At 66.9% G+C, this 19,729-nt stretch carries 16 protein-coding genes and 1 pseudogene; 8 read left to right on the top strand and 9 right to left on the bottom strand.

Features of this window, described 5'->3' with window-relative positions; translation table 11 throughout:
* Positions 1–98: 98 nt before the first annotated feature.
* Positions 99–455 (top strand): annotated as a pseudogene (locus HB724_RS12655) (DHHA1 domain-containing protein); the annotation flags it as partial.
* A 91-nt stretch (positions 456–546) separates the two neighbouring features.
* Entirely contained in the window at positions 547–1,020 is a 474-nt protein-coding gene (locus tag HB724_RS12660) for a c-type cytochrome (RefSeq protein WP_218625181.1), read from the top strand.
* A 147-nt stretch (positions 1,021–1,167) separates the two neighbouring features.
* On the opposite strand, the gene HB724_RS12665 is transcribed toward HB724_RS12660, so the two are convergent.
* From HB724_RS12665 to HB724_RS12680, 4 genes are all read right to left on the bottom strand, one after another.
* The gene (locus HB724_RS12665) at positions 1,168–1,674 is read right to left on the bottom strand and encodes a hypothetical protein (protein WP_213981307.1); all 507 of its coding nucleotides are present in this window, start codon (positions 1,672–1,674) and stop codon (positions 1,168–1,170) included.
* A 27-nt stretch (positions 1,675–1,701) separates the two neighbouring features.
* Positions 1,702–3,480 (bottom strand): cation:proton antiporter, encoded by a 1,779-nt coding sequence (locus tag HB724_RS12670; RefSeq protein ID WP_213981308.1) that lies wholly within the window; start codon positions 3,478–3,480, stop codon positions 1,702–1,704.
* Between the two features lie 102 nt (positions 3,481–3,582).
* On the bottom strand, positions 3,583–4,803 hold the full coding sequence (locus tag HB724_RS12675) for an NADP-dependent isocitrate dehydrogenase (RefSeq protein ID WP_213981309.1): 1,221 nt from the start codon (positions 4,801–4,803) through the stop codon (positions 3,583–3,585).
* A gap of 88 nt (positions 4,804–4,891) precedes the next feature.
* Positions 4,892–5,515: a methyltransferase gene (locus HB724_RS12680; RefSeq protein ID WP_213981310.1), complete on the bottom strand. Its 624-nt coding sequence runs from the start codon at positions 5,513–5,515 to the stop codon at positions 4,892–4,894.
* A 148-nt stretch (positions 5,516–5,663) separates the two neighbouring features.
* Here HB724_RS12680 and HB724_RS12685 point away from each other — a divergent pair, with 148 nt between their 5' ends.
* The gene (locus HB724_RS12685; RefSeq protein WP_213981311.1) at positions 5,664–6,248 is read left to right on the top strand and encodes a TetR/AcrR family transcriptional regulator; all 585 of its coding nucleotides are present in this window, start codon (positions 5,664–5,666) and stop codon (positions 6,246–6,248) included.
* Positions 6,249–6,315: 67 nt separating this feature from the next.
* Positions 6,316–7,059, top strand: coding sequence for an SDR family oxidoreductase (locus HB724_RS12690; RefSeq protein ID WP_256731492.1), 744 nt, complete (start codon positions 6,316–6,318; stop codon positions 7,057–7,059).
* Between the two features lie 42 nt (positions 7,060–7,101).
* Here the strand turns inward: HB724_RS12690 and HB724_RS12695 are convergent, their stop codons facing one another.
* Positions 7,102–7,998, bottom strand: a complete 897-nt coding sequence (locus HB724_RS12695) for an SDR family oxidoreductase (protein WP_213981312.1) — start codon at positions 7,996–7,998, stop codon at positions 7,102–7,104.
* An 80-nt stretch (positions 7,999–8,078) separates the two neighbouring features.
* On the opposite strand from HB724_RS12695, the gene HB724_RS12700 reads away from it, so the two are divergent.
* Positions 8,079–8,924: a helix-turn-helix transcriptional regulator gene (locus tag HB724_RS12700; protein WP_256731493.1), complete on the top strand. Its 846-nt coding sequence runs from the start codon at positions 8,079–8,081 to the stop codon at positions 8,922–8,924.
* On the opposite strand, the gene HB724_RS12705 is transcribed toward HB724_RS12700, so the two are convergent.
* The 4 genes from HB724_RS12705 to HB724_RS12720 all read right to left on the bottom strand — a co-directional run bounded on the left by HB724_RS12705 (position 8,893) and on the right by HB724_RS12720 (position 15,015).
* Positions 8,893–10,293, bottom strand: coding sequence for a hypothetical protein (locus HB724_RS12705; protein WP_213981313.1), 1,401 nt, complete (start codon positions 10,291–10,293; stop codon positions 8,893–8,895). The genes HB724_RS12700 and HB724_RS12705 overlap by 32 nt on opposite strands.
* 9 nt (positions 10,294–10,302) lie before the next feature.
* A complete protein-coding gene (locus HB724_RS12710) occupies positions 10,303–12,480 on the bottom strand; it encodes a polysaccharide biosynthesis tyrosine autokinase (protein ID WP_213981314.1) in 2,178 nt (725 codons plus the stop codon).
* 3 nt (positions 12,481–12,483) lie between these two features.
* Entirely contained in the window at positions 12,484–13,341 is an 858-nt protein-coding gene (gene galU / locus HB724_RS12715) for a UTP--glucose-1-phosphate uridylyltransferase GalU (protein ID WP_213981315.1), read from the bottom strand.
* 315 nt (positions 13,342–13,656) lie between these two features.
* Entirely contained in the window at positions 13,657–15,015 is a 1,359-nt protein-coding gene (locus tag HB724_RS12720) for an aldehyde dehydrogenase family protein (protein WP_213981316.1), read from the bottom strand.
* Between the two features lie 302 nt (positions 15,016–15,317).
* On the opposite strand from HB724_RS12720, the gene HB724_RS12725 reads away from it, so the two are divergent.
* The 3 genes from HB724_RS12725 (at position 15,318) to HB724_RS12735 (ending at position 19,726) form a co-directional block, all read left to right on the top strand.
* Positions 15,318–16,673: a UDP-glucose/GDP-mannose dehydrogenase family protein gene (locus tag HB724_RS12725; protein WP_213981317.1), complete on the top strand. Its 1,356-nt coding sequence runs from the start codon at positions 15,318–15,320 to the stop codon at positions 16,671–16,673.
* A gap of 113 nt (positions 16,674–16,786) precedes the next feature.
* Positions 16,787–17,971: a glycosyltransferase family 4 protein gene (locus tag HB724_RS12730; protein WP_213981318.1), complete on the top strand. Its 1,185-nt coding sequence runs from the start codon at positions 16,787–16,789 to the stop codon at positions 17,969–17,971.
* A gap of 318 nt (positions 17,972–18,289) precedes the next feature.
* Complete coding sequence (locus HB724_RS12735) at positions 18,290–19,726, top strand: hypothetical protein (RefSeq protein ID WP_213981319.1); 1,437 nt, start codon at positions 18,290–18,292, stop codon at positions 19,724–19,726.
* Positions 19,727–19,729 lie beyond the last annotated feature (3 nt).

The raw sequence follows: 19,729 nt of genomic DNA on the forward strand, positions 1-19,729 counted from the left end.
CAGCACTTGGAACCGAATATTTACCCATTGTCGCACCCAGACACGCGTTGGCTGGCGAGGGGACTGGCCCTGCACTTCCCGCGCGCCCCGGCGGCGCGGCCGCGCCGGCGGGGCCGGAGCAGGTGGCCGGGATCAACTTTATCGGCCAGGTGCTCGACGGGCTCGATCCCAAGGCGCTGCGCGGCGCGGTGGACGAGGCCAAGGCGCGGATCGGATCGGGCGTGGTCGCCTTGGTCGCGGTCAACGAAGGCCGTGCCTCGGTCGCGGTCGGCGTCAGTGACGGGCTGGGGCTGAGCGCGGTCGATCTGGTCAAGACCGCGGTGGCGGTGCTGGGCGGGCAGGGCGGTGGTGGCCGTCCCGACATGGCCCAGGGCGGTGGACCCGATGGCGGCAAGGGCGCCGAGGCGCTCGAAGCCGTGAAGGCCGCGCTGGCCGAAGCGAAAGCACCCGCCTGATCGCGTCTTGATCCCGGACAAGGACGCAACGCGCATCCGGCGATGAAAAGGCGCCGGACGCTCGATCGCGCCCTGCCCGGAGACTTCACCTATGCGCCTCACTCCCGTCGCTTCCTTCCTGCCGGTTCTGCTGCTCGCGGCGTGCGGGTCCGAGCCGGCGACGGCTCCGGCCGACAGCGGTACTCCGACGACGACGGTGACGGAGGAGATCGTACCGGCCAATGGCGAAACCCCCGCGGCGCCGGTCGCCGAAGCGACGGTCGCGGCATCCGCCACGCCGCCGGTGTTCGCGGCCTGCGCCGTCTGCCACACCACCGCCAAGGACGGCCCGGCCCGTGTGGGTCCGAACCTCTGGGGCGTCTTCGGCAGCGCGGCGGCGGGCAAGCCGGGCTTCGGCTATTCGCCTGGGCTCAAGGCGGCGGGCCTTACCTGGGACGAAGCGACGCTCGACAAATGGCTGACCAAGCCGGCGGCGCTGGTGCCCGGCACGCACATGGCGTTCCCGGGCCAGCCCGACGCAGCGAAGCGCCAGGAACTGATCGCTTTCCTCCAGTCGCTCAAATAGCCGCTGGCTCGCCTATCAGAATCGCTTCCCCGGCGACGGAGGGCCGGCGCCCAGTATCGGCGCGGATGAAGAGGCGCTGCGCCATCGCGACTGGGTGGAAACTGGGCCCCGGCCTTCGCCGGGGAAGGGGCAAGGGAACGCGGAACCCTATTGCCCGACGGTATAGCCGTCCTCGGGCTTCACCCAGATGAACTTCTGGGTCATGTCGGGCCGCGCCACGCCGTCCAGCGTCACTTCCTCGACCATCAGGTCGCCCGTATCGGGTCGGTCGATCGAGCAGGCCTTCTTGCCGTCCATCGCGGCGACCGTGCCGAGGATCTGGGCAGTGATCGCGCTGGCGGTCGCGGCATCGGCAGGCTTGCCGTCGATCGTGTATTTCGATGCTTCATAGTCGGATTTCCGGACGATCGAGCAGAGTGCTTCACCCTCCGCCTTTCCGCTGGCGCGCGTCTCCATCGCGATCAGCGGGCTCGGCGCGATCATCAGCGTCACCACCGTATCGAAGCTGCCGTCGGGCCGGACGACATAGCTGGCGATGGCGAGGCACTTCTTCGCCTCGACATTGGGCGACACGCATTGCAGCTTGCCCGCCCGGGCTTCGGCAAGCGGATCGGCGGCATGCGCCGCGGCGATGAGAAGCAAGGTTCCGAACATGCTGCGAACTCCCCTGTATGATTCGATTCAGCTCGTGGCTTCGCCGCTGCGCACCCGGCGGAGCCGCGGCTCGCGGTCCATGCCCCCGGCTTCCTTGATCGCCTTGCGCATCATGTCGCGTTCCTCATGGATCGACGCGATCACCGGCCCCACCGCGATGCCGAGATCGACCAGCAGCGCCTCGGACAATTGCAGCGAGCTTTCCAGCGTCTCGGGCACCGCGTCGGTCGCGCCGGCCTTGTAGAGCTCGGCCGCGTGGTTCGCGTCACGCGCGCGGGTGATGATCGGCAGATCGGGCACCCAGCCGCGCACGCGCCGGGTCAGGCGGACGGTGAGCACCGGATCGTCCATCGTCAGGACCAGCGCCCGGGCATGGCCGAGGTTCAGCCCGTCGACCAGCTCGCTGCGCGTGACGTCTCCGAACAGGACCGAATAGCCGTCCTTCCGCGCCGCGTTGACATTGTCCACATCGGCATCGACGCCGATATAAGGCAGGCCGTGCCGCGTCAGCATATCGGCGACCGTGCGCCCGACGCGCCCGAACCCCAGCACCACCGTCCCCGGACCCGCCGCATCGATTGCCGTTTCGGGCTGGTCCTCGCTCGCCTCGCGCCGCTCGATCAGGCGCGCGATGGACTGGCCGATCTTGGCCAGAACGGGCGTGAGCGTCAGCCCGATTGCCGTCACCGTCGTCCAGAAGGCAGCGGTCGCCGGCACGATCAGGCCGGCCGCGCCCGCCACGCCGAGCACGATCAGCGTCGTCTCGGACGGGCTCGCCATCAATATCCCGGCCTCCGCCGCGGTGCCCGCACGCGCGCCCGAGAGCTTGAGCAGCCCCATCGTCACGCCGGTCTTGACCAGCATCACCAGCAGGCTGGCGCCCAGCAGCGGCGCCCAGTTGAGGAGCACGAAGCCCAGGTCCAGCCGCATCCCCACGGTGAGCAGGAACACGCCGAGCGCGAGCCCCTTGAACGGCGCGGTGATCGCCTCGACCTCGCCATGATATTCGGTCTCGGCGATCAGCAGCCCCGCGATCAGCGCGCCGACGATGGGCGATAGGCCCGCGGCGCTGGTCGCCAGGCTGGCGACGATCACCGCCAGCAGGCTCGCCGCCAGGAACAGCTCGGGGCTCTTGGTGCGCGCGGCCTGCGAGAACATCCGCGGCAGCAGCAGCCGCCCGACCACGAACAGGATCGCGATCGTCACCAGACCGATGCCCAGCGTGGTGAGCAGCGGCGTCAGGCCCGCGTCCGCCGCGGCGGGAGCCAGCGCGCCCAGCCCGAAGATGATCGGCACCAGCGCCAGATCCTCGAACAGCAGCATCGCGAAGGCGGCGCGGCCAACGGCGCTGGTCGTGCCCGCGATCGGGATCACCAGCGCAGTCGAGGAAAGCGCGAGTGCCAGGCCCAGGCCGATCGCGCCGCCGGTGCTGAGGCCGGTGAGATAGAGCAGCAGCGCCAGGATCGCGCCCGATCCGATCAGCTCGGCTGCGCCGACGCCGAAGACGAGCGTGCGCATCGCCCATAGCCGCTTGAACGACAGTTCGAGCCCGATCGAGAACAGCAGCAGGATGATGCCGAATTCGGCGAACGGCTCGATCGAATGCGGATCGGAGATGGTGAGATAATAAAGCCAGGGCTGGCTGGCGATCAGCGAGCCGAGCCCGAACGGGCCGACCAGCGCGCCGACCAGGATGAATCCGATGACCGGGCTGATCCGGAAGCGCGCGAAGGCCGGAATCACCAGCCCCGCCGCGCCCAGGATCACCAATGCATCGCTGAAGCCGCTGTTGGTGAGATTGAGCATAAGGACATTGTGGCGGCTGGATGCCGTGCTGTCACCGCCATGCCGGATATTATTTGCCCGTCATCCCGGATTTTTCCAGGATGACGGGCGGAAGTCAGGCCGTCAGCTCCAGGCTGCCATTTCCGCTTCGAGATTGACGCGGATCGCCTCGAAGAACTGCTCGGTGGTCATCCATGCCTGGTCCGGGCCGATCAGCAGCGCCAGATCCTTGGTCATCTTGCCGCTCTCGACCGTCTCGATGCAGACGCGCTCCAGCGTCTCGGCGAACTTGGTGACGTCCGGCGTGCCATCGAACTTGCCGCGGAACGACAGGCCCTGGGTCCAGGCGAAGATCGACGCGATCGGATTGGTCGAGGTCGCCTTGCCCTGCTGGTGCATGCGATAATGGCGGGTGACGGTGCCGTGCGCGGCCTCGGCCTCGACGGTCTTGCCGTCCGGCGAGAGCAGGACCGAGGTCATCAGGCCGAGCGAACCGAAGCCCTGGGCCACCGTGTCCGACTGGACGTCGCCGTCATAATTCTTGCAGGCCCAGACGAACTTGCCGCTCCACTTGAGCGCGGAGGCGACCATGTCGTCGATCAGGCGGTGCTCGTAGATGATGCCCTTCGCCTTGAACTTGTCGGCAAACTCGGCGTCGAACACTTCCTGGAACAGATCCTTGAAGCGGCCGTCATAGGCCTTGAGGATCGTGTTCTTGGTCGACAGGTACAGCGGCCAGCCGCGGTTGACGGCATAGTTCATGCTCGCGCGGGCGAAATCGCGGATCGAATCGTCGAGATTGTACATGCCCATCGCGACGCCGGCTGATGGATAGTCGAACACTTCGCGGTCGATCGTCTCGCCATTGGCGCCTTCCCAGACGAGGCGGAGCTTGCCCGGGCCGGGGACGCGGAAATCGGTGGCGCGATACTGGTCGCCGAACGCATGGCGGCCGACGACGATCGGATCGGTCCAGCCGGGGACGAGGCGGGGGACGTTCTTGATGACGATCGGTTCGCGGAAGACGACGCCGCCTAGGATGTTGCGGATCGTGCCGTTGGGCGACTTCCACATCTGCTTGAGGCCGAATTCCTCGACGCGGGCCTCGTCCGGGGTGATCGTCGCGCACTTCACGCCGACGCCGTACTGCTGGATCGCCTTGGCCGAATCGATCGTGACCTGATCGTCGGTCGCGTCGCGATTCTCGATCGAGAGGTCGTAATATTTGAGATCGACGTCGAGATAGGGGAGGATCAGTCGCTCACGGATCCACTGCCAGATGATCCGCGTCATTTCGTCGCCGTCGATCTCGACGACCGGCGTTGCAACCTTGATCTTCGCCATATGCTCGCTTTCCTGAAAAGGGAGGGTTTGGCGAGCGTCTAGGAGCATGGCGGCCGGGGATCAACCACCGGCCGCGATCAGAATGGCTTTAATCCTTCCACGCCCACCAGAGCTGGGCCGGCGGGATGTTCCACCACTCCATGGCGTGGTCGATACGCGGGAAATAGGGGGCGAAGAAGTTCCGCACCCGGGGGTTGTACTGATAGACCAGGAATGCGCCGCCTTCGCGCAGCACCTCGCGGGTCGCCTTGGCGATCGCATCGCCCACGCCCGGCGGCAGGGTGGAGAAGGGCAGGCCGGAGGCGATGTAATCGGCCTTCTCGAAGCCGTGATCGCGGATGATCTGCTGCACGTCCGCCGCCGATCCCAGCACCGGGAAGAAGCGCGGATCGGTGATCGTGTGCTTGAGATAGCGGATGAAATCGGGATTGGTGTCGATCACCACCAGCTTGGCGTCGGGCGCCAGCCGCTCCAGGATCGGGCCGCTGAACGTGCCCACGCCGGGGCCATATTCGACGAACAGCTTGCAATTGTCCCAATCGACCGGCCCCAGCATCTTGTTGATGGTGCGGTTCGACGACGGGGCGATCGCGCCGACCATCACCGGATTCCTGAAAAATCCCCTGAGGAACATCTTCCAGGGCGAGGGGATACCGGCGTCACGGCGGCGGCCGCGGTCACGTCGCTTGGCTGCGGCTGTTGAGGCGGGCATGGGAGTCCTTCGGCATATTACAAACGAGCGACAGCGCCTGCGCAAAAACCAACGAACATGCAAGCGCGCTGGTTGCAGGTTGCGGCAGGACGAGGGGTGGATGGCTGGTTATTGACTCTTCATTCTAGAATGAATTAGGGCTGCGCACATGGTGAGACCTCGCGAGTTCGATCGAGACGCGGCGCTGGAACAGGCGATGAAGCTGTTCTGGGCGAAGGGCTTTGTCGCGACCTCGACCGAGGATCTCGTCCAGGCGATGGGGATCGGCCGACAGAGCCTTTACAATGCGTTCGGCGATAAGCGGCGGCTCTATCTGGAGGCGCTGCGCAGCTATCAGCAGGGCACGATCGCCGGGCATATGCGCCGGTTGAGCGCGCCCGAGTCGCCGCTGGAGGGCATTCGCGACCTCCTGCGCGGCCTGATCGCCGAGGATGATAGCGCGCGCGCGATGGGCTGCATGGGGGTCGGCTCGGTCGGGGAATTCGGCGCCTCCGATCCGGCGATCGTCGCGCTTCGCGAGAAGGCCGCGCCCGCGCTGTATGCGCGGCTGGTGGAGCGCCTGCGCGAAGGCCGGGAGAAGGGGGAGGTCGATGCGGAGATCGATCCCGAGGAAGGCGCGCGCTTCGTGCAGCTGGCGATGACCGGGATACAGCTTGCCGCGCGCGGCGGCGGCGGGGCCGAGGATCTGCGCCGGATGGCGCACTTTGCAGCAGACCGTTTGAAGGCACGCTAGGCCGATCGGGACCGGCTGCCTTTGGCATGCCTAGTTATGGACTAATCGATCAACAATGGAGAATGTGATGACGGACGATAAAATGGTGACGCAGCGCAGGGTCGCGCTGGTTTTCGGGGGATCGCGGGGCATCGGCGCGGCGGCGGCATCGCGCTTGGCCGCGGACGGCTTCGCGGTCGCGCTGACCTATGTTTCCCGCTCGGACAAGGCGCGCGAAGTGGTGGAGGCGATCGAGGCGTCGGGCGGGGAGGCGCTCGCGATTGCCGCGGACAGCGCCGATCCCGAGGCGATCCGCGCGGCCGTCGCGCAGACCGTGGAGCGTTTCGGGCCGATCGACGCGATCGTCGTCAATGCGGGCATCATCCATATCGCGCCGATCGACAGCTTTCCGCTCGAAACGCTCGACCGGATGCTGGACGTGAACGTCCGCGGCGTCTTCCTCGCGATCCAGGCGGCGGTGCCGCACATGCGCGACGGCGGCCGTATCATCACGATCGGCAGCAACACGGCGGTCCGCTCCAGCACGCCGGGCTCGGGCGTCTATGCGATGACCAAGGCCGCGGTGGCGACGATGGTGAAGGGCGCCGCCGTCGATCTCGCCCCCCGGCGCATCACCGTGAACAACATCCAGCCCGGCCCGACCGAGACCGACATGACCTCGGCCATGGTCCCGTATTTGATCGAGCTGAGCCCGATGCGCCGCGTGGGAAAGCCGAGCGAGATCGCCGCGCTGGTCTCCTATCTGGCGGGTGCGGACGCCGGCTATATGACCGGGGCCAGCCTCACAATTGACGGCGGGTTCGTGCTCTGAACGAACGGCGGCAGGGGCCTGTCGCTCCTGCCGCCTGTCGCCTCAATCGGCGGAAACGCGCAACTGTTCGAGGTCGGCGATCAATCCGGGGCCGGTCGGCTGCCATCCCAGACGCGCGCGCGTCTGCGCGCTTGAGGCGGGCACGTCGCGCCCCGCAAAGGCGGCGAGCCATCCGAAATGGGCTTCGGCCTCTTCCGGGGCGATCGACAGGGCCGGGATCTCCAGGCGCCGGGCGATCACCTCGGCGATGTCGCGCAGCGGCACGCCTTCCTCCGCGACGGCATGATATCTCGCGCCCGGTTCCGCCTTTTCCAGCGCGAGCCGGTAGAGACGGGCCGTGTCGAGGACATGCGCCGCCGGCCAGCGATTGGCGCCATCCCCCACATAGGCGGAGACGCCCTTCTCGCGGGCGATCGCGACCGCATAGCTGACAAGGCCCTGCCGGACCGTATCGTGCACCTGCGGGAGGCGCATCACCGACACATTGGCTCCCTGCGCGGCGATGGCGGCGGCAGCCTCCTCCGATGCCGCGCGCGGCGCCAGGGCGGCACTGATGGCCACGTCGTCCTCGGTGGAGGGGCGGCCCAGCTCGGTATTCGCCATGCCGGTGCCCGAGGTCACGATCAGCGGCCGGGCGGAGCCGGCAAGCGCCGAGCCGAGCGCCTCGACCACCCGCCGATCATCCTCGCAATTCGCCAGATAGCGCGAGAAATCATGGTTGAAGGCGAGATGGATGACGCCGTCGGATCCGGCGGCGCCTTGCTTCAGGCCGTCCAGGTCGTCGAGCGACCCGCGATGTGCTTCGGCGCCGGCCGCGGCGAGGGCCGCGGCGCCCGCGTCCGAGCGGGTGAGGCCGAGCACCTGGTGCTCGGCGCCAATAAGTTCCTTCACGACGGCCGAGCCGATGAATCCGGTCGCGCCGGTGACGAATACGCGCATCTGCAAGTCTCCATGTTCCGTTGAAGACAGACTTGGGCGCCCATGTTATCCTGGTAAAGTAGTGAGATTATCATGGTATAATGGCTAACAGGATGGGCAGCGAGACTCTGCTTGGATCATATCTCAAGGACCGGCGGGCGAAGCTCGATCCGGCGGCCTTCGGCTTTTCGCGGGCGCGGCGGCGCACGCCGGGGCTGCGTCGCGAGGAAGTGGCGCAGCGCGCCAATATCAGCGCGACCTGGTACACCTGGCTCGAACAGGGGCGGGGCGGGGCGCCTTCGGCCGATGTGCTCGATCGGATCGCCCGTGCGCTGCTGCTGACCGATGTCGAGCGCGAGCATCTCTTCCTGCTCGGCCTCGGCCACCCTCCCGAGGCGCGCTACCGCAAGGACGAAGGCGTCACGCCGCGGCTCCAGCGCGTGCTCGATGCGCTGGAGCCGAGCCCCGCCCTTATCCGCACCGCCACCTGGGACGTCATCGCCTGGAACCGTGCCGTCGCGGTGATGATGACCGATTACGGCGCGCTGCCGCCGGAGCAGCGCAACATCCTGCGCTTCATTTTCCTCGATCCGCGTGCCCGCGCCGTGCAATATGACTGGGAGAGCGTGGCGCGGTTCGTGCTGGGCGCGTTCCGGATCGATGCGGCGCGCGCGGGGGCGTCGGCGCAGGTCGAGCCGCTGGTCGAGGAGCTCTGCCGGTTGAGCCCCGAGTTCGCGGCGATGTGGCGCGACAACGACGTTCGCAGCCATGGCGAGGCCGTGAAGCATATCCGGCACCCCGTTCTCGGTCCGCTGGCATTCGAATATTCGGTCTTCGCCGTCGATGGACGTTCCGATCTCAGCATGGTGATCTATAATCCGCTGATGCCTGCGGATGCCGAGAAGATCCGGTCGCTTATCGAGGAGTGGGAAATCGTGTCGGCGTGATCGCCAGCGGATCGCCTGGCACCGGGCGCTGCGTGGCGACGGCGGGAGGGCGGCGCACCGGTTTCCGGGCCGCTGCCCGCGCCTGGTAGATCGTATAGCCGCACAGGAAGCCGTAAAGCCCCAGTCCCTCCACCTGCCAGAAGGGCATCGTCGCCATGTTGAGCAGGAAGAAGGCGAAATGCGCGGCGATCAGCTTGAAGCGCTCGGTCCGAGCGGCGAGCGCGGCGGAGAACATCACCGCCCAGAGCAGCAGCATCGCCACCACGCCGAACACGCCCAGCTCGTAGAGTGTCGCGACCAAAGTGTTGTGCGGATAGACCTTGAACAGCCCCTCCCAGCTTTCCGGGCCGAAGCCGAACAGATGCCGGGCCGCGCTGCCGTCCGCCCAGGCATAGAGGTAGCTGCTCCAGATCAGCGGACGCGCCGACATGACCTGGCGATCGAGATAGTCGAACTCGCGCGGCGGCTTGATGAGATGGCCGGGGTTCGAGAGGAAGGTGGCGAGATCGCCGAACTTGTCGGCATAGAAGATCGCGGCGATCGAGACGATGACGAGCCCGCCCACCACCGCCGCGCCCGCCATCAGCGCGCGCTGGTCGCGGCGGACGCTGACGGTCAGGCCGATCAGGAATGTCGCCAGCGCGAGCGGAGTCAGCGCGAGGATCGAAGTGCGATAGCCCGCGAGCTGGATGCCGACCAGCGTTGCCAGCAGGAAGAGCACGCGCACCCATGTCGGCGCCGAGCGGGCGAAGCAGCCCACGACGAACCCGGCGACCAGCGCGACCGAGAAGGCGCCTTCATGATTGTATCCGCCGATCCAGACCAGCCCGTCGCCATCCTCCGAGCCCTTGGGCAGATGCAGCACCACCGACAGCGCCTGGAAGACGAGCAAAGGCAGGAAGGCGACCATCGCCCAGCCGATCCAGCGCCCCGCATTGTCGCGGCGCATCGCCTGGAACACCGAGATGGTGATGACCAGCAGATAGGCATATTTGACCGCGACGTTGATCCCGCCGGCGATGTCGCCGTTCAGCGCGGCGCTCAGCAGGACCAGTGCCGCCACCAGATAGATCGGCATCACCCATTTGATGCCGAAATTGGCCGGCCGCACCACGAAGGCGAGCCCGAACAGGGTCAGCCCGATCGAAAGCGCCGCATTGCCCGAAAAACCCGCGACCAGCGGCTTGAACATGTAGAGGTGATAGGCGCCGGCGATATAGCGCAGCCAGAGCGCGACGATGACGAAGGCCGCCGCCAGGCTCCCGGCCCGGCGCACGGCGATGACGAGCGGCACCAGCAGCAGCAGCGTCACCGGTATCAGCACGCCCAGCCCGAAGGACGGGCCATAGGCCAGGCCGCCCTCGTTCACGGCCGGGGCTCAGCCCACATGGTAGCTCTTGTACTCGCGCAGATGATAGCCCGTCTCGCCCGAGCGCTGCTGCTCGCGGACATCGACCAATGTCAGCACGGCGCCGATCACATTGGCATTGACGTCGTAGAGCTGGCGGAGCGCGGTTTCCGCTGCCTTGGCCGGCGTCTTGCGCCAACGGACCAGCAGCACCACGCCGTCGGCGACGCTGGCGAGCACGCGCGCCTCGTCCACCGCCAGCACCGGCGGGGTATCGAGGAGGATCAGGTCGTAGCGGTCCCGCACGGTTTCGATCAGTGCGGCGAGCCTGGTGCTGTCGGCGCGGGGCTCGTCCGTGTCGCCGAGCCGCTGCGGCAGCAGGACGGCGGGGGAGAGGCTGTCCTGCAACAGCGCGCGCTCGATCGGCGCCTTGCCGGAAAGCACGTCCTCAAGGCCGATCTGGACCTTGTCGGCAAGCTGCCGGGTCAGGGCGCGGCGGCGCGCATCGCAATCGATCAGCAGCACGCGCGCACCCGATGCCGCCGCGGCGCGCGCCAGTCCGATGGCGATGGTGGTTTTGCCTTCGCCAGGCACTGCCGAGGTGATCGCGACCACGCGCACCGCGCCGCCGCCGGCGAAGTGGAGCGACGTGCGCAGCGATCGGAACGCCTCGGCAAAGGCGGATTGCGGTCGCTTGAGCGGCAGCTCGGCCGGGGGAGCGGGAAGGCCGGACTTGCGATAGCCGGGCAAGGTCCGCGCATCGGGGATCGCGGCGAGCATGGGCAGCGCCAGCGAGCGCTCGATCGCGTCGCTGCTCTCCAGCCCGCGTTCGAGCAACTGGAGTAGCAGCACCAGCAGCGTCGCGACGCCGAGCCCGCCGACGATCGCGAGCGCCGCATACATCAGCTTGTTGGGCGAGCTGGGCATCCCCGGCACGCGCGCATGGCTCACGATATAGGAATCGCTGCGCTCCAGGCCGGCCTGCGCCACCGTCTGGCGATAGCGATCGAGGAAGGTCTGGTAGAGCGTCCGCGACGATTCGGCGTTCCGCTCCAGCTCGTTCAGCCGCACCGATGCCTGATTGTCGCTTGCCAGCCGGCCGCGCGCCTGTCCGATCGAGCCCGCGAGCGATGCTGCCCGCTGGCTGGCGATATTCGCCTGGATCGAGACATTGGCGACGATGCGCTGCACCTCCGCGGCGATCTGGGCATCGGTGGATTTCAGCGCGTTCTGGGCACGGACCAGATCGGGATAGCGCGGCCCGTAGCGCTTCTCGAGCGACGCGACTTCGCGGGCGGCCTCGGCGCGCTGGCCGCGCAACGCGCTGACCACGGGGGAATCGAGCGATTCGCCCAGCTCCTCGCCGCTGCGGCCCCGCGCCAATTGCGCGCGCGCGGTGGAGAGCCGGGCCTGCGCCGCGGCATTCTCCGCCTGCGCCTGGGCAAGCTGGGTCGAGAGATTCGTCAACTCCTCCTGCGAGACGCTGCTGGAATTGGAGGCGGCGAACAGGCCATTCCGTGCCCGATAATCGGCAACCGCGCGTTCCCCTTCCAGCACCTGGGCGCGGAGCTGCTGGAGCCTCTGGTCGAGGAACACCCGCGCGCGCTGCGTCGCGTCGGACTTGGAGCCGGTCTGGCCGGAGACGTAGAGATCGATGATCGTATTGGCGATCTGGGCGGCCTTCGGCGCCGTTCCCGCCTCGAAGGTGACGCTGATCGCGTAGGAAAGCCCGTCGCGCTTGACCGTCAGGTTCGAGAGCACTGTCCCGATCGCGCGCTGGCGCCCGACCAGATCCTGCTGCGCACCGGCCACGGCCGGCCCTGGAACCGCCGCCTTGTTGAACTCCGGATCCTTGTCGAGCCCCAGGCGATCGACCACCCGCCCGATCAATTCGGGCGAGCGGAGGATCTCGACCTCGGTATCCACCGCCGCCGAATCGGGATCGACCGTGGGGACGACCTGATCGACATTGACCACGCGCTCCGCCGAGCGCTCCAGCGCGACCTGCGCCGTTGCCGTATAGCGCGGCTCGGCGGCGAAATAGGCCGCGCCCGCGATCACGATCGCCGCCGCCAGCGAGGCGCAGATGATCATCCATCTGCGCCGGATGACGGCGACGATTCCCCGCAAGTCGATCAGCGCGCCGCGATCGACTTGCGGGTCTGCGGAATCACGCTCGGGGAGGGACCGCGGGACGGGGGCGTGCATGGATCAGGCCGTCGCCATGAAGGCGCGGATCGCCGGTGCCAGCTCGGGCCGTTCCAGCGCGAGCGCCAGCGTCGCGGTGATGAAGCCGCTCTTGTCGCCGCAGTCATAGCGCCTGCCGGAGAAGGTGACGCCATGGAAGCGCTGCTGGCCGATGAGCTGGGCCAGCGCATCGGTGAGCTGGATCTCGCCGCCGGCGCCTTCCTCCTGGCTGGCGAGGATGTCCATCACCTCCGGCTGCAGGATGTAGCGGCCGATCACGCCGAGATTGGACGGCGCGGCTTCGGGCGCGGGCTTTTCCACCAGGCCCAGAACCTCGGTGATGCTGCCCAGGCTCTCGCCGGGGGTGATGATGCCGTATTTGGAGGTATCCTCGGGCGCGACTTCCTCGGCGCAGATCAGGTTGCCGCCGAGCTCGGCATAGGCATCGACCATCTGCTTGAGGCAGCCCGGCCGGCCGACCATCAGGTCGTCGGGCAGCAGCACCGCGAACGGCTCGTCGCCGACGATGCGGCGGGCGCACCACACGGCATGGCCCAGGCCCAGCGGCTCCTGCTGGCGGACGATGGTGATGTCGCCCGGCGAGGAGCGCGTGCTGTCGAGGATCGAGAGCGACTTGCCGCGCCGGGTCATCGTCTCCTCGAGCTCGAAGGCGTGATCGAAATGATCGTCGATCAGGCTCTTGCCGCGGCTGGTGACGAAGATGAACTGCTCGATCCCGGCCTCGCGCGCCTCATCGACCGCATATTGGATGAGCGGCCGATCGACTACCGTGAGCATCTCCTTCGGCATCGACTTGGTCGCGGGGAGGAAACGGGTTCCGAGCCCCCCGATGGGGAAAACCGCCTTGCGTATCTTTCGCATGTTCCGCCCTTTCTTTGGTTAACCCCTTCCGGGGCCACCGGCCAAAGTCAGATTGGAGATCCACACCGCCACTAACGCGCACTCTACTGATAACCGGTCAGTCTCGGCGCTGCAGCAACGCTATCTCCTTGGCTGACTGGTTAACGCTGCGCCCTTGCGCTGCGCCGCAGCAAGGTCATGGCGTCAAGACGTGTGCAAAGCGCGTCCGGCGGACGATCGCAACCCGGGAGGGGCGCCGCCGGAGCGGATTCCTCCTGGAATCAGCCTATTCCCCGCAGCGAGCGGCGCGCGGGGCGAATCGTCGCGAGTGTCGGCTCAGGGCGATCCGAACGCGGCCCGGGCGGGAGCGAGGCCGGTCAGGCGGGCGATGTCGATCACCGGCTGGTGATAGACGCGGCGGGCACGGCTGAAGCCGCGGAAGCCGATCTCGCCATGGCCGTTGTTGAGCATCAGCCCGGCGCCGGCCTGCCGGGCGCTCGCCTGGACGATCGCGAGCGAAGGGCCGTCGAGCGCGATCGCCGACGAGATCGTCCGCGCCAGGACATGGCGGCGCTCGGCGGCGTCACGGCCGAAATGATAGATGGCGAAGGGCGGCTTGTGCCGGTGGATCTCGTCGATCGCCTCGTCGATATCGCCATAGGTGCGCAAGGGAAGGATCGGCCCGCTGATCTCCTCCTGCATGACCAGCATGTCTTCGGTGGCATGGCGCACGATGTGGAGCGGCATGTGCTGCACCCCGGCCGGGCTGTCCTGATGCTCGGCGACCAGTATCTCGGCTCCACGCGCGCGCGCGTTGTTTATCAGCCGGGTGAAGCGGGCGAGCTTGGCGTCCGACAGCGGCAGATCGATTTCGGCATGGTCCGCCATGCGCGGATGGAGATGCATCGCCGCGCGCCACAGCCAGGAAGCGATCGCCTCCTCCTGCTCGGCGGGCACCAGGAGATAGTCGGGCGTGAGCGGGATATGGCCCGATTTGACCAGCTTGCTGGCGATCACCTGCTCGGTCGCCTTCGCCAGATCGGCCGAGCGGCCGATGAGCACAGGAGACTTGCCCGAGCGTTCGATCGTCACTCCGCCGAGTTCGGCGTTCCGAGTGCCGGCGTCCTCGGTGGGATCGCTCGCCACGAACAGGTCGAACGGCAGTTCGGCAAAGGCGTTGGCGTCCTCGGCCTGGCCATCGAGCACGTGGAATTCGAGCGGGCTGAAATAATGCGGAGCGAGTTCCGCGAACAGCCGCCCCAGATGCGGCGTGGCGGCATCGAACCGCACCATCGCCCGGTTGCCGGCGGTCAGCACGCTGGCGAGCAGGCTCATCGTCTGGTGGACGGGCAGCGTCGCGGGCGCCGTGAGCCCGACCATGCCCACCGGCTGATATTCGGTATAGTCGCCGCCGCGCACCAGCCTGCCCCAGAGCCCGTTCCCGTTCACGGGGCGCATCCAGACCGCGGCGTTCCGGAGCGAATTGCGCAGCGCCGTGAGCGCCGGTGCGATCTCGGTGAGCATCGCGGACGCCTGGCTCTGATGCTCATGGTCGCGGCAGAGCGCGGCGCACAGCGCGCCGCTATTTTCCTCGATCATCGCCACGACTCGGCGAAGCCGATCCCGGCGAATCGCCAGCGGCACGGGCAGTTCGGCAAAAAAGGCCGCGCGTTGCTGCTCGAGCGTCTCAAGCATCCCAATCTCCTGCCCGCGACTATCTATCGAAAGGACGATGCGTGGCAACCTGGCGATGAACCGTTTTTGGGACAGTTTCGGGGCGTCCGATCGGGGCCGGTGAAGACCCCGAAAATTTACAGGAAGACGACCGCAACGCCCTTCGCCGATGCGGGATATAGTGCGTGGGAAATACTTAATATTCGCTTCACCGTCGATTTCCCCCACCTCGAAGCTACCGCGTTGACGTTGCGGCGCAGGCGAGGGAACGTTCGCATGCGCAACACGAAAGCGGCCGCACCTGTAAGTTTGGGAGTATGCGTATGCGGATCGTAATGATCGGATCGGGATATGTCGGCCTGGTCTCGGGGGCCTGTTTCGCGGATTTCGGCCATGACGTGATCTGTGTCGACAAGGACGCGGACAAGATCGCCAAGCTGAAGGCGGGTGGCATCCCTATCTATGAGCCGGGACTGGACGATCTGGTCGTGCGGAATGCCGCTTCGGGGCGATTGTCCTTCACTACCGATCTCGCCGGCGCGGTCACCCAGGCCGATGTGGTGTTTATCGGCGTCGGCACGCCCAGCCGCCGCGGCGACGGCCATGCCGATCTCTCCTATGTCTATGGGGCGGCGCGCGAGATCGCGGCGGCGCTCCAGGGCTTCACGGTGATCGTCACCAAGTCGACGGTGCCGGTCGGCACGGGCGACGAAGTCGAGCGGATCATCCGCGAGACCAATCCCGCCGCCGAGTTCGCGGTGGCGTCGAACCCCGAATTCCTGCGCGAAGGCGCGGCGATCGAGGACTTCAAGCATCCCGACCGCATCGTGATCGGCATCGAGGACGAGCGCGCGCGCGGCCCGATGGAGGAAGTGTATCGGCCGCTCTATCTGAACAAGGCGCCGTTGCTCTTCACGCGCCGGCGCACCAGCGAACTCATCAAATATGCCGCCAACGCCTTCCTGGCGATGAAGATCACCTTCATCAACGAGATCGCGGATTTGTGCGAGAAAGTGGGCGCCGACGTGCAGGAAGTGTCGCGCGGCATCGGTCTCGACAATCGCATCGGCGCCAAGTTCCTCCATGCCGGCCCCGGCTATGGCGGATCGTGCTTCCCCAAGGACACGCTGGCGCTGATGAAGACCGCGCAGGACCATGACTCGCCGATCCGGCTGATCGAGGCGACCGTGGCGGTGAACGACCAGCGGAAGCGCGCGATGGCGCGCAAGGTGCTCACCGCGGTCGGCGGATCGGTGCGCGGCCGCACGGTCGCGGTGCTGGGGCTGACCTTCAAACCCAATACCGACGACATGCGCGATGCGCCCTCGCTCTCGATCATCCAGGCGCTTCAGGATGCCGGCGCCACGATCCGCGCCTATGATCCCGAGGGCATGGCGGCCGCTCGGCCGCTGCTGAAGGACGTGCATTATGCGGATTCGGCCTATGACGCCGCCGAAGGCGCGCACGCCGCGGTGATCGTCACCGAATGGGATGCGTTCCGTGCGCTCGATCTTCCCCGGCTGAAGACCATCATGGCGCAGCCCGTGCTGGTCGATCTGCGTAACGTCTATCCGCCCGAAAAGGTCGAGGCCGAGGGCTTCCGCTATGTGAGCGTCGGCCGGCCGAGCGATGCCGATCTTGCCGGGAATGTCGATGCTTCGCCCCGGCAGGCGGCGTGAGCAACGGACAGCCATCGAAGGAATTCGGAGAAACTAGTGGAGAGAAGCCTGAGGCAGCGATGACCTGAAGATACAGGGGAAACGGTCCTATCGGGGGGGACTGGAGACAAGAAATGCTGCAACGGACGAGTGGGCGTAACGACGATCCGGGCGAGTCCATCACCATTTGCGTGACGGGCTTGCGCGGCTTCCCCAATGTGATGGGTGGCGTCGAAAGCCATTGCGAGGAATTGCTGCCGCGGATCAAGGCGATCTGGCCCGAGCATCGCTCGGTCGTGCTGGGCAGGGCGCCCTATCTGCCCGAGCGGGAAAGCGAATATAAGGGCGTGGAGATCGTCGGCGTGCCGTGCCCGCGCTCGAAGCATCTGGAGGCGATCCTCTCGACCTTTCTGGCGGTGCTCACCGCCTGGTGGCGCGGGGCGGCGGTGATCCATATCCACGCCATCGGGCCGGGAATGATGGCGCCTTTGGCCTATCTGCTCGGCATGCAGGTGGTGGTGACCCATCACGGCACCGACTATAACCGCGCCAAATGGGGCCGCGTCGCGCGCACCGCGCTGCGCAGCGGCGAGTGGCTGGCGCTCGCCTTCGCCCATCGCATCATCGCGATATCGCCTTCACTCGCGACACAATTGCGCGAGAATTTCCCCAAGCGCGCCAGGGATATCAGCTACATCCCCAACGGCGCCCCCGCGCTTCCCGAGGGCGCCGATCCCGAGCTGGTGCTCGAACGCATCGGGATCACCGGACCTTTCCTGCTCGCCGTGGGCAGGCTGGTGCCCGAAAAGGGGTTGCACGACCTGATCGCCGCGTTCGAGCGGAGCGGCTCGGCGGCGCAGCTCGTCATCGTCGGCGGCGCCGACCATCAGAGCGGCTATGCGCGGGAGCTGATGGCGCAGGCGGGTGATCGGGTCGTCTTCGCCGGCGTCCAGTCGCGCGCCACGCTCAAATGCCTGTACGAGCGGTGCGAACTCTTCGTGATGCCTTCGCATCATGAAGGCCTGCCGATTGCGGCGCTCGAAGCGGCGAGCTGCGGCGCGCGGATGCTGCTCAGCGACATCGCGGCCAATCGCGATATCGGCCTGGACGCCCGCAATTACTTCCCGGTCGGGAACGTCGATGCGCTCATGCGCCGTCTCGATGAGGGGCGCGAGGATCTGGCGGTCGATGCCGAGCATGTCCGCGACCGTTTCTCCTGGGATCGGGCGGCGATCGACACGATCAAGGTCTATCAGTCCGCGCTGCGGAAATGCCAGCCTTCGAGCGCGACTTCGCAGCCTGCCGAGGCGCTCGACTGAAATTCATGTTCTGACTGCGCCGTCGCTTCCATCGATCGGAGGACACAAGCCATGTCGCCAGCGAAACGCCTGTATCGATTGCTAAGCAGGATTTCGCCTGCAAGGCTGGCCGGGCTCCTTCTCATCGCGAGCGTTCCGGCTTTCCCGTGCGCGGGCGCGCGCGCGGAACCTGCGACTTTTGTGACTTTAGGGTATCCGGTTACCGATTCTCCTCTAAGTTGTTTCGCTTATGTATCGGTAACTGCTTGGAAATATCCGGGCTCCATAAGTGCCCCACGCATGGCGATGGCGCCGTGGGTCAGCATGGAGTCCGCCGCGATGGGCAATTTTTTCATCTCTCCGACCGGGGCAGGCGACAAGAGCGGCAAGGATGCCAGCAATGCCGCGCCGATCGGTTCGCTGAACACGCTGATCGGAAAGGCCGGCGCCGGCGGCCAGGTGCTGCTGCTCGCCGACAAGGGCGACTACACTGTCTCGGGCATCCTGGGGATCACCCGCGGCGGGACGGCGGGGGCTCCCGTGACGATCCGCGGAGTCGATTCCGCCGGCAACGCTGCCGACGCGCATATCGTCGGCACGCGCCCCGCCGGCTGGAAGGCCGGGGACGCGGCGGGCAACGAGCTGTTCAAGCTCGGCACCGGTGCCGATCACCTCGCCTTCGAGAATCTGCGGATCGACAATGTCCAGTCGGCGTTCCGCGCCTCGGCGGACATCAGCGACCTCACCATCCAGCATGTCGATGCGAACAATGTCCGGCGCTTCTTCGAGGATCTCGCCAGCAGCGGCACGGCGACGGTGCAGGGGCTCAAGATCAGTGACATCGCGGTCCAGGGCTTCTCGCGCAATGTCGTCCGGCTGCAATATGACAGCAGCGACGTGGTGATCGAGGATGTCCGCGCCGATCTGGGCGGGCAGGTGGGCGACGATTTCCCGATCGGCGTACATCTCGACGGCACCGTCCACAATGTCACGATCCAGCGCGCGACCATCGAGAATGTGCGCAGCCTGACGGGCGGCTATCTCAACGGCGACGGCTTTGCGACCGAGCGCGGCGTGCACGACGTCCAGTTCATCGACACGGTCGCGCGCGGCAACAGCGATGGCGGCTATGACCTGAAGTCGGAGAATACCACGCTGCTGCGGGCGGTCAGCGAGGAGAATGGGCGGAACTATCGCCTGTGGGGCTCGGTGACCATGCGCGATTCGGTGGGCCGCAATCCGGTCTGGCGCGGCGGCTCGTCCGAGCAGAACCAGCTCTGGCTCGACAGCGCCGCCAACGTCACCATCATCAACAGCGTCTTCGAGGATGCTGGCACGCGGACCAAGGTGATCTCGTCCGAGGGCAAGCTGGTGCTGAACGGCGTCAAGATCACCCATGCCGAGGGCGCGACGCTCTATACCAAGACCACGCTGCCCGGCCTTTCCGGGCAGGACACGGTGAGCGAAACAGTGGTGGCCGGGCAGGGGGAATCCTCGGCGGGCTACAAGACGACCAGTTCCGCCACGGACCCGGCCACCCTGCTGCTGGCGAGCATCAGCAAGGGCGAGACGTTGCTTGCCGCCAGCAATCTGCTGCGCGGCGTCGGTGACGTGGGCTTGAGCCTGTTCGAGCCGCGTTCGGCCTTCGAGCCCTTTGGCGGGGATGCGTCGGTGGCCCAGTCGCTTTTCAAGGCGCCGTCGGACGCGGGCATCGTGGAAGTCGGCAAGGCGCAACGCCTCGCGTTCAACGACTTCGCGGCTCACCCGCTGAAGTGATTT

The organism is Sphingomonas sp. dw_22 (assembly GCF_018449795.1).
Lineage (GTDB): Bacteria > Pseudomonadota > Alphaproteobacteria > Sphingomonadales > Sphingomonadaceae > Sphingomonas.

Excerpts from the sequence above, each read along its gene's own strand:
- HB724_RS12725 (WP_213981317.1), top strand. The coding sequence starts at position 15,318 with ATGCGGATCGTAATGATCGGATCGGGATATGTCGGCCTGGTCTCGGGG.
- HB724_RS12660 (WP_218625181.1), top strand. The coding sequence starts at position 547 with ATGCGCCTCACTCCCGTCGCTTCCTTCCTGCCGGTTCTGCTGCTCGCG.
- HB724_RS12690 (WP_256731492.1), top strand. The coding sequence starts at position 6,316 with ATGACGGACGATAAAATGGTGACGCAGCGCAGGGTCGCGCTGGTTTTC.
- HB724_RS12675 (WP_213981309.1), bottom strand. The coding sequence starts at position 4,803 with ATGGCGAAGATCAAGGTTGCAACGCCGGTCGTCGAGATCGACGGCGAC.
- HB724_RS12730 (WP_213981318.1), top strand. The coding sequence starts at position 16,787 with ATGCTGCAACGGACGAGTGGGCGTAACGACGATCCGGGCGAGTCCATC.
- HB724_RS12665 (WP_213981307.1), bottom strand. The coding sequence starts at position 1,674 with ATGTTCGGAACCTTGCTTCTCATCGCCGCGGCGCATGCCGCCGATCCG.
- HB724_RS12720 (WP_213981316.1), bottom strand. The coding sequence starts at position 15,015 with ATGCTTGAGACGCTCGAGCAGCAACGCGCGGCCTTTTTTGCCGAACTG.
- galU (WP_213981315.1), bottom strand. The coding sequence starts at position 13,341 with ATGCGAAAGATACGCAAGGCGGTTTTCCCCATCGGGGGGCTCGGAACC.
- HB724_RS12735 (WP_213981319.1), top strand. The coding sequence starts at position 18,290 with ATGGGCAATTTTTTCATCTCTCCGACCGGGGCAGGCGACAAGAGCGGC.
- HB724_RS12680 (WP_213981310.1), bottom strand. The coding sequence starts at position 5,515 with ATGCCCGCCTCAACAGCCGCAGCCAAGCGACGTGACCGCGGCCGCCGC.
- HB724_RS12695 (WP_213981312.1), bottom strand. The coding sequence starts at position 7,998 with ATGCGCGTATTCGTCACCGGCGCGACCGGATTCATCGGCTCGGCCGTC.
- HB724_RS12700 (WP_256731493.1), top strand. The coding sequence starts at position 8,079 with ATGGCTAACAGGATGGGCAGCGAGACTCTGCTTGGATCATATCTCAAG.
- HB724_RS12710 (WP_213981314.1), bottom strand. The coding sequence starts at position 12,480 with ATGCACGCCCCCGTCCCGCGGTCCCTCCCCGAGCGTGATTCCGCAGAC.
- HB724_RS12670 (WP_213981308.1), bottom strand. The coding sequence starts at position 3,480 with ATGCTCAATCTCACCAACAGCGGCTTCAGCGATGCATTGGTGATCCTG.
- HB724_RS12685 (WP_213981311.1), top strand. The coding sequence starts at position 5,664 with ATGGTGAGACCTCGCGAGTTCGATCGAGACGCGGCGCTGGAACAGGCG.